At 72.8% G+C, this 15,301-nt stretch carries 10 protein-coding genes; 7 read left to right on the top strand and 3 right to left on the bottom strand.

The genetic code is table 11. From position 1 onward, the window contains the following. Positions 1–193: 193 nt before the first annotated feature. Positions 194–1,690, bottom strand: coding sequence for an MFS transporter (locus ACWCV9_RS28120; protein ID WP_450790664.1), 1,497 nt, complete (start codon positions 1,688–1,690; stop codon positions 194–196). Between the two features lie 452 nt (positions 1,691–2,142). On the opposite strand from ACWCV9_RS28120, the gene ACWCV9_RS28125 reads away from it, so the two are divergent. The 4 genes from ACWCV9_RS28125 (at position 2,143) to ACWCV9_RS28140 (ending at position 9,560) form a co-directional block, all read left to right on the top strand. Next, positions 2,143–2,931, top strand: a complete 789-nt coding sequence (locus ACWCV9_RS28125; RefSeq protein WP_385844918.1) for an ABC transporter ATP-binding protein — start codon at positions 2,143–2,145, stop codon at positions 2,929–2,931. Beyond that, positions 2,928–5,510 (top strand): ABC transporter permease, encoded by a 2,583-nt coding sequence (locus ACWCV9_RS28130; RefSeq protein ID WP_450790666.1) that lies wholly within the window; start codon positions 2,928–2,930, stop codon positions 5,508–5,510. Before ACWCV9_RS28125 ends, ACWCV9_RS28130 begins: the two co-directional genes overlap by 4 nt. Before the next feature lie 143 nt (positions 5,511–5,653). Then, positions 5,654–9,187 (top strand): transcription-repair coupling factor, encoded by a 3,534-nt coding sequence (gene mfd, locus ACWCV9_RS28135; RefSeq protein WP_450790667.1) that lies wholly within the window; start codon positions 5,654–5,656, stop codon positions 9,185–9,187. A 13-nt stretch (positions 9,188–9,200) separates the two neighbouring features. Continuing rightward, complete coding sequence (locus tag ACWCV9_RS28140) at positions 9,201–9,560, top strand: MerR family transcriptional regulator (RefSeq protein WP_450790669.1); 360 nt, start codon at positions 9,201–9,203, stop codon at positions 9,558–9,560. A 31-nt stretch (positions 9,561–9,591) separates the two neighbouring features. Here the strand turns inward: ACWCV9_RS28140 and ACWCV9_RS28145 are convergent, their stop codons facing one another. Beyond that, the gene (locus tag ACWCV9_RS28145) at positions 9,592–10,353 is read right to left on the bottom strand and encodes an SDR family NAD(P)-dependent oxidoreductase (protein WP_450790671.1); all 762 of its coding nucleotides are present in this window, start codon (positions 10,351–10,353) and stop codon (positions 9,592–9,594) included. A 252-nt stretch (positions 10,354–10,605) separates the two neighbouring features. Here ACWCV9_RS28145 and ACWCV9_RS28150 point away from each other — a divergent pair, with 252 nt between their 5' ends. Beyond that, complete coding sequence (locus ACWCV9_RS28150; RefSeq protein ID WP_450790672.1) at positions 10,606–11,322, top strand: HNH endonuclease family protein; 717 nt, start codon at positions 10,606–10,608, stop codon at positions 11,320–11,322. Between the two features lie 53 nt (positions 11,323–11,375). Continuing rightward, positions 11,376–12,122 (top strand): N-acetyltransferase, encoded by a 747-nt coding sequence (locus ACWCV9_RS28155; protein ID WP_450790674.1) that lies wholly within the window; start codon positions 11,376–11,378, stop codon positions 12,120–12,122. Between the two features lie 47 nt (positions 12,123–12,169). Here the strand turns inward: ACWCV9_RS28155 and ACWCV9_RS28160 are convergent, their stop codons facing one another. After that, positions 12,170–12,895, bottom strand: a complete 726-nt coding sequence (locus ACWCV9_RS28160; protein ID WP_450790675.1) for a hypothetical protein — start codon at positions 12,893–12,895, stop codon at positions 12,170–12,172. Positions 12,896–13,192: 297 nt separating this feature from the next. On the opposite strand from ACWCV9_RS28160, the gene ACWCV9_RS28165 reads away from it, so the two are divergent. Beyond that, positions 13,193–15,295 (top strand): N-6 DNA methylase, encoded by a 2,103-nt coding sequence (locus ACWCV9_RS28165; protein WP_450790677.1) that lies wholly within the window; start codon positions 13,193–13,195, stop codon positions 15,293–15,295. Positions 15,296–15,301: the final 6 nt, after the last annotated feature.

The following is a 15,301-nucleotide window of genomic DNA, read 5'->3' on the forward strand; positions in this document are numbered from 1 at the left end:
GGCTCCTTGCGCGGCTCGGGTCCGTGGCGGCGGACCGCAGGGAGTGGGGGGAGCGGAGCCACGCACGTTACTCGCGAGTTCGGTCCTGTGGGGCGTTTTCACCGAACTGGCCGGTCGGTATGCGCTTACTGGGCGACCACCGCTCCCACCTCGGATGTTGCCCTGGGACATACGGGGCGCAGCCGGCGCCGGTTCACTCGTCGAGCACCGGGAATCTGCGCGGGGCCACCAGCAGCAGGACCAGGAAGGCCAGGGCCGCCGCGCAGCCGGCGCCGAGGTACACCGAGTGCACCGCCGCGGCGATCGCCCGCCGGGTGGTCTCCGGCGCCGTACCGGAGCCCAGCGCGCGCGTGACGGAGTCCAGGTCGCCCGCGCCGCCCAGCCGTGCGGCCAGCACCGCGTTGGCGACGGCGCCGAACACCGACGCGCCCACGGTCTGCCCGGTCTGCCGGCAGAACAGCACGGAGGCGGTCGTGGTGCCCCGCTCCGACCAGCCGACCGTGGACTGCACCCCGACGATCAGCGGCAGCTGGAACAGCCCCAGCGCCCCGCCGAGCAGCAGCATCAGCAGTGCCGGCTGCCACCACGAGCCGGGGTAGGGCAGGAAGGGGAAGGCGAACAGCAGGAGCGCGGCCAGGCCGATGCCGAGCAGTGCGGTGTCCCGGAAGCCGATGCGCCGGTAGACGTGCTGGCTGAAGGCGGCCGACACCGGCCAGCTCAGCGTCCACACCGACAGCACGAACCCCGCGGCCACCGGCGCGAGTCCGAGCACCGACTGCGCGTAGGTGGGCAGGAACACGCTCGGCGCCACCATCAGCAGGCCGAGGGCGCCGAGCGCCAGGTTGACGGCCGCGATCGTACGGCGCCGCCACACCCACCCCGGGATGATCGGCTGGGCCGCCCGCCGTTCCACCAGGACGACCACCCCGGCCAGCGCCAGCCCCGCGGCGAACAGGGCGAGGGACGGCGCCGACAGCCACGGCCAGGCGACCCCGCCCTGCACCAGCGCGGTCAGCAGCACCCCGCCGCAGGCGAACACCGCGAGCGCCCCGGCCCAGTCCACGCGCGCGCGGGCGGCGGCTTCCCGCTGCGGCTCGTGCAGATGGCGTACGACCAGCCACAGCGCGGCGGCACCGAAGGGCAGGTTGACCAGGAAGATCCAGCGCCAGTCGGCATAGGCGGCGAGCACCCCGCCGAGCCCCGGACCGGCCACCGCCGACACCGCCCACACGGTGGACAGCTTCGACTGGATCTTCGGGCGCTCCGCCAGCGGGTACAGATCGGCGGCCAGCGTCTGCACCGTGCCCTGCAAGGCCCCGCCGCCCAGCCCCTGCACGATCCGGAACGCGATCAGCGCCGCCATGTTCCAGGCTGCCGCGCACAGCAGCGAGCCCAGCAGGAACACGGATGCGCCCACCACCAGCACCGGCTTGCGGCCGAAGGTGTCGGACAGCTTGCCGTAGACGGGGAGGCTGACGGTGACGGCGAGCAGATAGCCGGAGAACAGCCAGGAGAAGACCGAGAACCCGCCGAGGTCGCCGACGATCTGTGGTACGGCCGTGGAGACGATCGTGGCATCGAGCGCCGCCAGTGCCATCGTCAGCATCAGCGCCGCCACGACCGCGCCCCGCCGCCTGCTGTGCTGCCGCTCCGCGGCGCCGTCGCGTATCGCGGGTGTCGTGCTCCCCACCGGACCCCCTCCCCTTGGCCCGCCCTGCCCCCGGACCGTGTCCCTTGCATCTATCTCTGCCCGGACAGCTTCCCACTTGACCCGCACGCGGCGGGAGGGTGGAGCCTGGGCGGGCCGAGGGGTGGAGCGATCCCGGACATCTCTCCACCCGGCGGTGGAGAGACCCCTAGGGGACCCTCCCTCCTACGACTCGGGGAGGGTTCGTCCCGGCGGAGGAGGAGACGGCACCGGGTCGCTCCTTAACCTGGCTTTACGCCGCTGGGGGGTGGCCGGCCGGAGCCTCGACGGGGCCGGCCGCGGGTACCGAGAGCGGCCGACCTGACCGGCGGGGGTGGGGTTTTCCCCCGCACAAGAGGGGGTCGCGCACCAGCGCGCCGCACCCCTCGGCGCACCGAGACTCATCGTCGTACCGCTTCACGACACTGCTCGTAGACCGACATAGGAGACATACCGTGACTTCGGCTGTAACCATTCCCAGGCACGGGGGTACTGGAGGGCGTACGGCCGTTGCCGCGCGGGCGCGGCAGGTCGTGAAGGCGTACGGGTCCGGTGAGACCCGCGTCGTCGCCCTGGACCAGGTGGACGTGGACATCGCCCGGGGGCAGTTCACCGCGATCATGGGCCCCTCGGGGTCCGGCAAGTCGACCCTGATGCACTGCCTGGCCGGGCTCGACACCGTGACCAGCGGTCAGATCTACCTGGACGAGACCGAGATCACCGGTCTGAAGGACAAGAAGCTCACCCAGCTGCGCCGGGACCGGATCGGGTTCATCTTCCAGGCGTTCAACCTGCTGCCGACGCTGAACGCGCTGGAGAACATCACGCTGCCCATGGACATAGCGGGCCGCAAGCCGGACCGCGCGTGGCTGGACCGGGTGGTGGAGACCGTGGGGCTCGCCGGGCGGCTCAAGCACCGGCCGACCCAGCTCTCCGGCGGCCAGCAGCAGCGCGTCGCCGTGGCCCGCGCGCTCGCCGCCCGCCCCGAGATCATCTTCGGGGACGAGCCGACCGGAAACCTCGACTCGCGCGCGGGGGCCGAGGTTCTGGGCTTCCTGCGCCGCTCGGTGGACGAACTCGGCCAGACCATCGTCATGGTCACCCACGACCCCGTCGCCGCCTCCTACGCGGACCGGGTGCTGTACCTCGCCGACGGCCGGATCGTGGACGAGATGCACCAGCCGACGGCCGATCAGGTCCTGGACCGCATGAAGGACTTCGACGCCCGGGGGCGTACGTCGTGACCGTTCTGAAGACCTCGATGCGCAACTTCCTCGCGCACAAGGGCCGCATGGCGCTGTCGGCGGTCGCGGTGCTGCTGTCGGTGGCGTTCGTCTGCGGCACCCTGGTGTTCACCGACACCATGAACACCACCTTCGACAAGCTGTTCCAGGCGACCGCCTCGGACGTCACGGTGAGCGCCAAGGGCGCCTCCGACACCGGCCAGACCACCTCCTCCACCGGCAAGCCGCCGGTGCTGCCGGCGGCCGTGCTCGGCCGGGTCCGCAAGGCCGAGGGCGTGCGGTCCGCCGAGGGCACCGTGTTCTCCACCGCGGTGACCGTGACCGACGCCCACCTGGACAAGCTGTCGCCCAGCGGCGGCGGCCCCACCATCGTCGGCAGCTGGAACGGCAACGACGCCCGCACCATGAAGATCACCTCCGGTACCGCGCCCAAGGGCCCGGACCAGGTGATGGTGGACCAGGACACCGCCGACAAGCACCATCTGAAGCTCGGTGACGACATCGGCATGATCTCGGTCGTCGGTACGCACCACGCGCGCGTGTCCGGCATCGCCACCTTCCAGGTGACCAACCCGGGCGCGGCCATCTTCTACCTGGACACCCGGACCGCCCAGCAGACGCTGGTCGGCCGGACCGGGGTGTACACGGACGTCAACGTCACCGCCGCGCGGGGCGTGAGCGACGCGGCTCTGAAGCAGAACGTCCTCGCCGTCCTCGGCCACGGCTACAAGGTGCGGACCGCCAAGGAGGTCGCCGACGCCAACCAGAAGCAGGTCGAGAGCTTCCTGAAGGTCATGAAGTACGCGATGCTCGGCTTCGCCGGGATCGCCTTCCTGGTCGGCATCTTCCTGATCATCAACACCTTCTCGATGCTGGTCGCCCAGCGCACCCGGGAGATCGGCCTGATGCGGGCCATCGGCTCCTCCCGCCGCCAGGTCAACCGGTCGGTGCTGGTCGAGGCCCTGCTGCTCGGGGTGATCGGCTCCGTGCTCGGGGTCGGCGCCGGCATCGGGATCGCCGTCGGCCTGATGAAGCTCATGGGCCGGATGGGCATGCACCTGTCCACCGACGATCTGACCGTGGCCTGGAGCACCCCGGCCGTCGGTCTCGCCCTGGGCGTCGTCGTCACCGTCCTGGCCGCCTATCTGCCGGCCCGGCGCGCCGGAAAGATCTCCCCGATGGCCGCCCTGCGCGACGCCGGCACCCCGGCCGACGGCAAGGCGGGCCTGGTCCGGGCCGTGCTCGGGCTGGCCCTCACCGGCGCCGGCGCCTGGAGCCTGTACGCCGCCGCCACCGCCGACAAGGCCAAGGCCGGCTCGGGCTGGCTGGGCCTGGGCGTGCTGCTCACCCTGGTCGGGTTCGTCGTCGTCGGCCCGCTGCTCGCCGGCGGCCTGGTCCGGGTGCTCGGCGCACTGCTGCTGCGGATCTTCGGCCCCGTGGGCCGGATGGCCGAGCGCAACGCGCTGCGCAACCCGCGCCGCACCGGCGCCACCGGCGCCGCCCTGATGATCGGCCTCGCCCTGGTGGCCTGTCTGTCGGTGGTCGGCTCCTCCCTGGTGGCCTCGGCCACCGACCAGCTCGACAAGACCGTCGGGACGGACTTCATCATCGCGGGCGACCAGCCGTACAAGATGGTCGACCAGCAGACGGTGCGGAAGATCAAGGCGACGCCCGGCCTGGCCCGGGTCACCGAGTACAAGCTCCTGGACGCCTCCCTGACCACTCCGGACGGCCAGGTCTCGGCCAAGGAGACCGTCAAGGCGGCCGACCCGAGCTACGCCCAGGACCTGCGCACCAAGACCGTCGCCGGTACCCTCGCCGACGCCTACCGGCCCGACTCCATGTCCGTCGTCGAGAGCTTCGCCAAGAAGCACGGCATCACGCTCGGCTCCAAGGTCGCGGTCGACTTCGCCGACGGTACGACGGCGAGGCTGACGGTCCGCGCGATCACCAGCGACGACGTCGTGATCGACAAGGGCGCGATGTACACGTCCATCGCCACGGCCGCCAAGCACGTGCCCGCCGACCGGATGCCGCTGGACCAGATGGTGTTCGCCACCGCCAAGGACGGGCAGGAAGCGGCCGCCTACAAGGCGCTGAAGTCGACGCTGCGCTCGGACCCCTCGCTGGTCGTCCGCGACCAGACCGACTACAAGAAGGCGTTGCAGGACCAGATCGGCCAGCTGCTGAACATGATCTACGGCCTGCTGGCGCTGGCCATCATCGTCGCGGTGCTCGGCGTGGTGAACACCCTGGCGCTGTCGGTGGTCGAGCGCACCCGGGAGATCGGCCTGATGCGGGCCATCGGCCTCTCCCGCCGCCAGCTGCGCCGCATGATCCGCCTGGAGTCCGTGGTGATCGCCCTGTTCGGCGCGCTGCTCGGCCTCGGCCTCGGCATGGGCTGGGGCGCGACCGCCCAGAAGCTCCTCGCGCTGGAGGGCCTGCACATCCTGGAGATCCCCTGGCCGACCATCACGGCCGTGTTCGTCGGCTCGGCCTTCGTGGGCCTGTTCGCCGCGCTCGTCCCGGCGTTCCGGGCGGGCCGGATGAACGTCCTGAACGCGATCGCGACCGACTAGCGGGGAGATCACGCCGTACGGCTTCCCACGGGCCTGTGGACAACCGGTGAGCACCACACCGCCGGTTGTCCACAGGCCCGACGGCGATCTCGGCAGCGTCGTAGGCTGGGGTGCGTTGCCCATCCCCCGGACGGAAAGCCCCCATGAGCCTGCACGGTCTGCTCGACGCCGTCGTCAAGGACCCCGCCCTCGCGGAAGCGATCAAGGCGGCCGCGGACGGCAACCGCATGCACGTCGACCTCGTCGGACCCCCCGCGGCCCGCCCCTTCGCGATCGCCGCCCTGGCCCGCGAGGCCGGCCGCCCGGTCCTGGCGGTCACCGCGACCGGCCGCGAGGCCGAGGACCTGGCGGCCGCGCTGCGCTCCCTGCTGCCGCCCGAGGGCGTCGTCGAGTACCCCGCCTGGGAGACGCTCCCGCACGAGCGGCTCAGCCCGCGCAGCGACACCGTCGGCCGCCGCCTCGCCGTCCTGCGCCGCCTCGCCCACCCCAGCCCCGACGACCCCGAGACCGGCCCCGTCTCGGTGGTCGTGGCCCCGGTGCGCTCCGTGCTCCAGCCGCAGGTCAAGGGCCTCGGCGACCTGGAACCGGTGGCCCTGCGCACGGGCCAGACCGCCGAGCTGGGCGAGGTGGTCGAAGCCCTCGCGGCCGCCGCCTACGCACGCGTGGAGCTGGTCGAGAAGCGCGGCGAGTTCGCCGTGCGCGGCGGCATCCTGGACGTGTTCCCGCCCACCGAGGAACACCCCCTGCGCATCGAGTTCTGGGGCGACGACGTCGAGGAGATCCGCTACTTCAAGGTCGCCGACCAGCGCTCCCTCGAAGTCGCCGAGCACGGCCTGTGGGCGCCGCCCTGCCGCGAACTGCTGCTCACCGACGACGTCCGGGCACGCGCCCGCGCGCTCGCCGAGGAACACCCGGAACTCGGCGAACTGCTCGGCAAGATCGCCGAGGGCATCGCCGTGGAGGGCATGGAGTCCCTCGCACCGGTCCTGGTGGACGACATGGAACTGCTGGTCGACGTGTTGCCCAAGGGCGCCATGGCCGTCGTCTGCGACCCGGAGCGGGTCCGCACCCGCGCATCCGACCTCGTCGCCACCAGCCAGGAGTTCCTCCAGGCGTCCTGGGCGGCCACCGCGGGCGGCGGCGAGGCCCCCATCGACGTCGGCGCGGCCTCCCTGTGGTCCATCGCCGACATCCGCGACCGCGCGCGCGAGCTGGACATGATGTGGTGGTCCGTCTCGCCGTTCGCCGCCGACGCGGCGGGCGACCCGGACACCCTCAAGCTCGGCATGCACGCACCCGAGGCCTACCGCGGCGACACCGCGCGGGCGCTCGCCGACACCAAGGGCTGGCTCGCCGACGGCTGGCGCGCGGTGTTCGTCACCGAGGGCCACGGCCCGGCCGCCCGCACCGTGGAGGTGCTCGGCGGCGAGGGCATCCCCGCCCGGCTCGACGCCGACCTCGGCGAACCGAGCCCCTCGGTGGTGCACGTCTCCTGCGGCTCGATCGAGTACGGCTTCGTGGACCCGGCGCTCAGACTCGCCGTGCTCACCGAGACCGACCTGTCCGGCCAGCGCACCGCCGGCCGCGACGGCGCCCGGATGCCGGCCCGCCGCCGCAAGACCATCGACCCGCTCACCCTGGAACCGGGCGACCACATCGTCCACGAACAGCACGGCGTGGGCCGCTACATCGAGATGGTGCAGCGCACCGTGCAGGGCGCCACCCGCGAGTACCTGGTCGTGGAGTACGCGCCCGCCAAGCGCGGCCAGCCCGGCGACCGGCTGTACATCCCGACCGACCAGCTGGAGCAGATCACCAAGTACGTCGGCGGCGAGGCCCCGACCCTGCACCGGCTGGGCGGCGCGGACTGGACGAAGACCAAGGCCCGCGCGAAGAAGGCGGTCAAGGAGATCGCCGCCGACCTGATCAAGCTGTACAGCGCGCGGATGGCCGCCCCCGGCCACGCCTTCGGCGCGGACACGCCCTGGCAGCGCGAGCTGGAGGACGCCTTCCCGTACGCGGAGACCCCCGACCAGCTCACCACCATCGCCGAGGTCAAGGAGGACATGGAGAAGTCGGTCCCGATGGACCGCCTGATCTGCGGCGACGTGGGCTACGGCAAGACCGAGATCGCGGTGCGGGCCGCCTTCAAGGCCGTACAGGACGGCAAGCAGGTCGCCGTCCTGGTGCCGACGACCCTGCTGGTGCAGCAGCACTTCGGCACCTTCTCCGAGCGGTACGGGCAGTTCCCGGTGACCGTGAAGGCGCTGTCCCGGTTCCAGACCGACACCGAGGCGAAGGCCGTCCTGGAGGGCCTGAAGGAGGGCACGGTGGACGTCGTCATCGGCACCCACCGGCTGTTCTCCTCCGAGACCAAGTTCAAGGACCTCGGGCTGGTCATCGTCGACGAGGAGCAGCGCTTCGGCGTCGAGCACAAGGAGCAGCTGAAGAAGCTCCGCGCCAACGTCGACGTGCTCACCATGTCCGCGACCCCGATCCCGCGCACCCTGGAGATGGCGGTCACCGGCATCCGCGAGATGTCCACGATCACCACCCCGCCGGAGGAGCGGCACCCGGTGCTCACCTTCGTCGGGCCGTACGAGGAGCGGCAGATCGGCGCCGCCATCCGCCGTGAACTGCTGCGCGAGGGCCAGGTCTTCTACATCCACAACCGGGTCGAGTCCATCGACCGCGCGGCGGCCCGGCTGCGCGAGATCGTCCCCGAGGCGCGGATCGCGACGGCCCACGGCCAGATGTCGGAGGCGGCGCTGGAGCAGGTGGTCGTCGACTTCTGGGAGAAGAGATTCGACGTCCTCGTCTCGACCACGATCGTCGAGTCCGGCATCGACATCTCCAACGCCAACACGCTGATCGTGGAGCGCGGCGACACCTTCGGCCTGTCCCAGCTGCACCAGCTGCGCGGCCGCGTCGGCCGGGGCCGGGAGCGCGGTTACGCCTACTTCCTCTACCCGCCTGAGAAGCCGCTCACGGAGACCGCGCACGAGCGCCTGGCGACCATCGCCCAGCACACCGAGATGGGCGCGGGCATGTACGTCGCCATGAAGGACCTGGAGATCCGCGGCGCCGGAAACCTCCTCGGCGGCGAACAGTCCGGCCATATCGCGGGCGTCGGCTTCGACCTGTACGTCCGGATGGTCGGCGAGGCGGTCGCCGACTACCGGCGCCAGCTGGAGACCGGGGAGATCGAGGAGGAAGCCCCCCTCGAGGTCAAGATCGAGCTGCCCGTCGACGCGCACGTCCCGCACGACTACGCGCCCGGCGAGCGGCTCCGCCTCCAGGCGTACCGGTCCATCGCCTCCGCCAACTCCGAGGAGGACGTCAAGGCCGTCCGCGAGGAACTCACCGACCGCTACGGCAAGCTGCCCGAGCCGGTGGAGAACCTGCTGCTGGTGGCTGGCCTGCGGATGCTCGCGCGCGCGTGCGGCGTCGGTGAGATCGTGCTCCAGGGCAACAACATCCGCTTCGCCCCGGTGGAGCTGCGCGAGTCGCAGGAGCTGCGGCTCAAGCGGCTCTACCCGGGCACGGTCATCAAGCCCGCCGTGCACCAGGTGCTGGTGCCCCGCCCGAAGACCGCGAAGGTCGGCGGCAAGCCGCTGGTCGGCCGCGAACTGCTGGCGTGGGTCGGGGAGTTCCTCGCCTCGGTCCTGGGTTCCTGAGCGAGGGGCGCGGGTGCGGATCGGCGAGCTGGCCAAGGCCACCGGTGCGACCCCGCGCGCCCTGCGCCACTACGAGCAGCAGGGCCTGATCACCGCCACGCGCGCGTGCAACGGCTACCGCGAGTACGACACCGGTACGGCAGTCCGCGTCCGCAACATCCGCCGACTGCTGGAGGCGGGCCTCACCCTGGACGACGTACGGGTCTTCCTGCCCTGCCTGGACGGCGACGTCACCGCCGGCCCACCCTCCGCCAAGGGGCTGCGGATCGCCCGCGACCGGCTCGCGGTACTGGACGCGCGCATAGCGGCACAGACGGCGGTCCGGGACCGGCTGGCGACGGCACTGCGGGAGGCGGTCGCGGAGGTGCCGTGACCGGACGGGCAGCCGGGGTGCCGTGAAGGGGTCAGGCGACCACTGCGCCGCCGTCCACCGGCAGGACGACACCCGTCACGAACGACGCCTCGGGCGAGGCCAGCCGGGTGATGGCCCAGGCGACCTCCGCGGGGCGGCCGATCCGGCCGAGCGGAGTGTGCGCCAGCTGCCAGGCGCGCACCGCGGCCAGCCGCTCGGGGCCGTACCCCGCGTGCTCGTTGATGGGCGTCCCGATCGCGCCGGGGGCCACCGCCACCACCCGGATCCCGTGCGGCGCCAGTTCCACCGCCCAGCTGCGGGTCAGCGTCTCCAGGGCCGCCTTGCCCGCCGCGTACAGGGAGTTGCCGGGCCAGGCGCGCTGCCCGACGGAGGTCGTCACGTTCACCACGACACCCCGGCTCTCCTCCAGCGCGGGGAGCGCCGCGCGGGTGAGCAGGACGGGAGCGAGCAGGTTGGTGTCCAGCAGCGGACGTATGGACGCGCGCGTGTATCCGCGCAGCGAGTCACCGGTGACGACGCCGGCGTTGTTGACGAGGACGTCGATCCGGCCGTACCGCTCCAGCGTGGCGCGTACGACGGTCTCGGGGCCGTCCTCGGCGGTCAGGTCGGCGGGCAGGGGGCTGATCCCGGGATGACCGTCGGCGGTCTCGGCGAGTGGGGCCGGGCGCCGGCCGACGGCGACGACCCGGGCGCCCTCGGCGGCGAACGCGCGAGCGGTGGCGCGGCCGATGCCGGTACCGGCGCCGGTGACGAGGACGATACGGGGACCCGGGGCGGATGCGGTCTCGTTCATGGGACGCATCCTCGGACCCTGACGCTGGTGTCAGGGTCAAGCACCGGCGCCGGCGGCGAGGGACGAGCGGGCGCGCGGGCGGGCCGGCCTCGCTCCCCCCGCAAGGCGCCAAGTGCTCCACCGTGCGCCAGACTTGCACCGTAATCATCCCTTTGCGCCCCATCTCCCGGACGCGGCAGGCCGGTTACCGTGGTGGGCGGAACGATCCGCCTGCACCAGGGGCGGACCCGGGCAGGCAAGGGGGAGCGCACCGTGACGCGTCTGAGGGGCGGGGCGGTCACCGCCGTAGCCATGCTGGTCGCCGTGGCCGGCTGCACGTCGGGGCAGGACAAGGGGGCGCCCGGGCCGGGCCGGAGCGGGGGCGGCGGCGCCGCGCTGGCGGCGGCCGACGCGCTGCCCGTCAAGGCTCGCGCCCCCAAGACGGGTTACTCCCGAGCCCGGTTCGGCACGGCCTGGGCGGACACCGACGCCAACTCCTGCGACACCCGCGACGACATACTCAAACGCGACCTGAAGAACGTGCGGTTCAGCGGCGGCACCTGCAAGGTCACCTACGGGCTGCTCGACTCCGACCCCTACTCCGGCAAGGACATCACCTACCGGCGCGGCCGCAGCCAGGTCGACATCGACCATGTCGTCGCCCTCTCCGACGCCTGGCAGACGGGTGCCAGGTACTGGGACCCCAGCAAGCGCATCGCCCTGGCCAACGACCCCCTCAACCTCATAGCCGTCGACGCGAGCGCCAACCGCGGCAAGGGAGACGGCGACGCCGCCGACTGGCTCCCGCCCAACCCCGCCTACCGCTGCACCTATGTCGCCGCCCAGGTGGCCGTCAAGAAGAAGTACGGCCTGTGGGTGACCGCCCAGGAGAAGGCCGCCATGAAGAAGGTCCTCGCCGCCTGCCCGGACCAGAAACTGCCCGCCGGCGGCACCCCGACCAAGGCCCCGGACCGCTTCCGGGCCCGCTGAACCCGCCGGAATTCACTGGGCGGTCCCCGCTCGCGCTGCCTACCGTGGCCACCATGCACATCAAGGTGAGCAGCATCGCCGAGCGGCCCGACCGGCTGGCGGCGGTACAGCGGATGGCCGACACCTGGCCCGAGTTCGTGACCAACGACCCCGTCGGCATGGCCCACTACGGCCGTATCCCCGTCGAACTGCCGGAATACGCGCTGTTCGCCGAGGACGAGCACGGCGACGTCGTCGCCCACGCCTACAGCGTGCCCTTCGCCCTCGGCGTCGACGGCCGGCACACCCTGCCCGAGCGCGGCTGGGACCAGATCCTGCTCTGGGCCTTCGCCGACCTGCGCCGCGGCACCCGCCCGGACACGGTGAGCGCGATCTCGGTCACCGTCGCCCCGCACGCCCAGGGCCGGGGCCTGTCCGCCGTCCTGCTGTCGGCGATGCGCGAAGGCGCCCGCGACCGCGGCTTCCGCGAGGTCGTCGCGCCCGTCCGGCCCAGCGCCAAGCACCGGGAACCGCACACCCCGATCGCCGAGTACGCGCACCGCACCCGCCCGGACGGCCTGCCCGAGGACCCGTGGCTGCGCGTGCACGCGCGCGCGGGCGCCGTCATCGACTCCGTCGCCCCGGCGTCCATGACCGTCGGCGGCTCGCTCGCCGAGTGGCGCCGCTGGACCGGGCTGCCCTTCGACACCCCCGGAGACGTCGAGGTGCCCGGCGCGCTGGTCCCGGTCCGCTGCGAACCGGAGCGCGGCTACGCCGTCTATGTCGAGCCCAACGTGTGGATGCGGCACCCCCTGCGCTGACGGGGTGCCGCATCCACGGGGTCAGACGGCTGCCTGGCAGCCCCGGGTCACGCGGACTTGGCGCCCTCGATCTTCTTGAGGGAGGCCAGGATGCCGGTGGCCAGCTTCTTCGCCGAGGCGGCCCCGTTGTCGCTGCCCGCGGTGGACAGCACGGTGACCACGGTCTTGCCGGAGCGGGCCGCGATCAGCGTGGTGCCGTTCTGCCAGGCGGCGCTCTTCTCGGTGAGGGTGTAGGCCTCGTCACCGAGGCCGGCCGTGGCCTTGCTGGTCACGTTGATCTTGGCGTGGGCGTCGGTGTCCGTGAAGGTGGCGCACTGGGTGGCGACCGACTGCACCGCCTTCATCACCGACTGGGCCGTGGTGCCGTCGAAGGCGTCGATCTCCTGCGCCAGCGTCTCGGTCTTGGCCTTGTTCGAGTAGTCGTTCTGGGCGAAAGAGCGGCCGCCCTGGAAGCCGGTCACCTGGATCCAGGACGTGCCCTCCAGCCGGGTGCAGTCCGGCTTGCCGGTCTTCCGGGCGGCCTGGTCCTGGAGCTGGCTGCCGCTGTCCACGGCACCGTCGGACGCCATGGTGAACCCGGCGGGGAACGAGGACGCGGGCGCCAGGGCCTTCTTCAGCTGGGTGCCGGTGAGCGGGGCTGCGGCGGCAGTCTTCGCCTTGCCCTTGCCCGCGCTCGCACCGGTGCCGGAGGACGAGCCGCCGGAGCAGGCGGAGAGGGCGAACGGCATGGCGGCGACGGCGAGCAGCGTGACGGCACGGGACGGGAGACGCATCGGAATGTCCTTCGAGCGGTTCGGTGATACGGGGGAGTGCGTACGGCATGCCGTACGGGCGCGGGGGGTGGGGGAAGGGGTGCCGGGCCGGGGCCCGGAGCCACAGGAGCATGACATATGGCTGCGGTGCCCCTGCGAACCCCCTCCCAGAGCGGCGGCCGCCCCCTCGGGTGACCGCTCGTTCGCTGGGTCAATAAGATCAGAGCCTGTGAACCGAGTCAACACGGTTCACAGGGTGGGATGCGTACACGGCGTGAATGCTTCGATCTTGCGTACGTCGGTATGCTCGGCACACACATGGGACGAGGGGAGCGGGGGCCGGTGCAGGACAGCGCGACAGAGGTGACCGCGGCCGGTATCGCGCGGCTCGCCGGAGTGGGCCGGGCCGCCGTCAGCAACTGGCGCCGCCGCCATGCCGACTTCCCCAAGCCCGTCGGCGGCACCGAGACCAGCCCTTCCTTCGCGCTCGCCGAGGTCGAGTCCTGGCTGCGCAGGCAGGGCAAGCTCGCCGAGGTCCCGCTGCGGGAACGCGTCTGGCAGCAGCTCGCCGGCCATCCGGAGGGCCCGGTGACGGCGCTGGTGCACGCCGGGTGCGCGCTGCTGCTGCTCCATGAGCGCCCCACCGTCTGGCTCGACGCGAGCGCCGGCTCCGACGAGCGACTCGCGGCGATGCTGCCCGGCGCGCTGGAGCAGGTGCTGACACCGCGCTTCGGGGATGCTGTGAACACCGCATCGGGGAAAGCTGCTGTGAACGCCCCAGCGACTGTTCACACCACCCCCGCCCTTCGCGCCCCCACCGGCCCGCAGCTCCTCCCCTCCGTCCCCCTCCTCCGGGGCGCCGCCGAGCTGGCCGTGGAGACAGGGGCGCGGCAGGCCTTCGAGTTCCTGCTGGGCCGGCACCTGGACGCCAACCCGCGGCAGTACACGCTGACCCCGGCCGAGCTGGCCCAGCTCATGGCGGACCTGGCCGGTCCCGCCCGTACCGTGCTGGACCCGGCCTGCGGCACCGGCGCCCTGCTGCGCGCCGTGGACGTCCGCCCCGACCAGGAGCTGTACGCCCAGGACAGCGCATCCGACCTGGCCGCGCTCACCGCGCTGCGGCTTGCGCTGCACTCCCGGGCCGCCGTGCGCGGGGCCGCCGGCGACACGCTGCGCGCCGACGCCTACCCGGAGCTGCGCGCGGACGCCGTGCTGTGCCATCCGCCGTTCAACGAGCGCAACTGGGGCCACGACGAACTCGCCTACGACCCCCGCTGGGAGTACGGCTTCCCGGCCCGCACCGAGTCCGAGCTGGCCTGGGTGCAGCACGCGCTGGCCCGGCTCGCCGACGGCGGCAGCGCCGTACTGCTGATGCCGCCGGCTGCCGCGTCCCGCCGTTCCGGGCGGCGGATCCGGGCGGACCTGCTGCGCCGGGGCGCGCTCAGGGCCGTCGTCGCGCTGCCGGTCGGGGCGGCACCGCCGTACAACATCCCGCTGCACCTGTGGGTGCTGCGCCGGCCCGACCGGATGCCGGCGGCGCCCGAGGTGCTGCTCGTGGACTCGGGGAGGTTCGCCGGGGAGGGGCGCGGCGGCCCGGACTGGGAAGCGGTGCGCGAGGCCGTGCTGGACGCCTGGCGGACCTTCGCGCGCGCGGGGCGGCTGGAGGAGCGTCCGGGGCTGGCCCGTTCCGTGCCGGTCATCGAACTCCTCGACGACGACGTGGACCTCGCCCCCGCCCGCCATCTGCCGCCGGTGGTGGCCGACGGCGCCGAGCAGCTCGCGGCGGTGCGCGAGCGCCTCGGCGAGACCCTGCGCCTGACCACCGACCTCACCCCGCCCCCGGCCGATCCGGCGCCGCCCGCGCGGTGGCCGCTCACCACCGTCGGCGAACTCGCGCGCGGGGGCGCACTGGTGATGCGCACCGGAGGAAACGGCGGCCACGCGCGCGTGCCGGTGCTCACCGACCATGACGTGCTCGCGGGATCGGCGCCCTCGGGAACGCTGCCCGAGAGCGACGAGGAGGCCGTGCTGACCGAGGTCGGCGACGTCGTCGTACCGGTGCTGGGCGGCGGCTCGGTGGCGCGGGTGATCGACGAGGCGACGGGGGGCGCCGCCCTGGGGCGCAACCTCGTGCTGCTGCGCCCGGACCGCACGGCGCTCGATCCGTGGTTCCTGGCCGGGTTCCTGCGCGGTACCGCGAACAACCGCCAGGCCAGCAGTTATGCGTCCACCGCGACCCGGCTGGACGTGCGCCGGCTCCAGCTGCCCCGGCTTCCGCTGGACGAACAACGGCGCTACGGGGCGCGGTTCCGCGCGCTCGACGAGTTCGAGCGGGCGCTGCGGCACGCGAGCCGGCTCGGGGAGCAGCTGGTGCGCGGGATGTACGACGGGCTCACCGACGGCACGGTCGCGCCCGACTGAGCCCTG

It is taken from the genome of Streptomyces sp. NPDC001606 (genome assembly GCF_053596835.1).

Coding starts and splice junctions, on each gene's coding strand:
- mfd (WP_450790667.1), top strand. CDS start 5,654: ATGAGCCTGCACGGTCTGCTCGACGCCGTCGTCAAGGACCCCGCCCTC.
- ACWCV9_RS28145 (WP_450790671.1), bottom strand. CDS start 10,353: ATGAACGAGACCGCATCCGCCCCGGGTCCCCGTATCGTCCTCGTCACC.
- ACWCV9_RS28160 (WP_450790675.1), bottom strand. CDS start 12,895: ATGCGTCTCCCGTCCCGTGCCGTCACGCTGCTCGCCGTCGCCGCCATG.
- ACWCV9_RS28155 (WP_450790674.1), top strand. CDS start 11,376: ATGCACATCAAGGTGAGCAGCATCGCCGAGCGGCCCGACCGGCTGGCG.
- ACWCV9_RS28165 (WP_450790677.1), top strand. CDS start 13,193: ATGGGACGAGGGGAGCGGGGGCCGGTGCAGGACAGCGCGACAGAGGTG.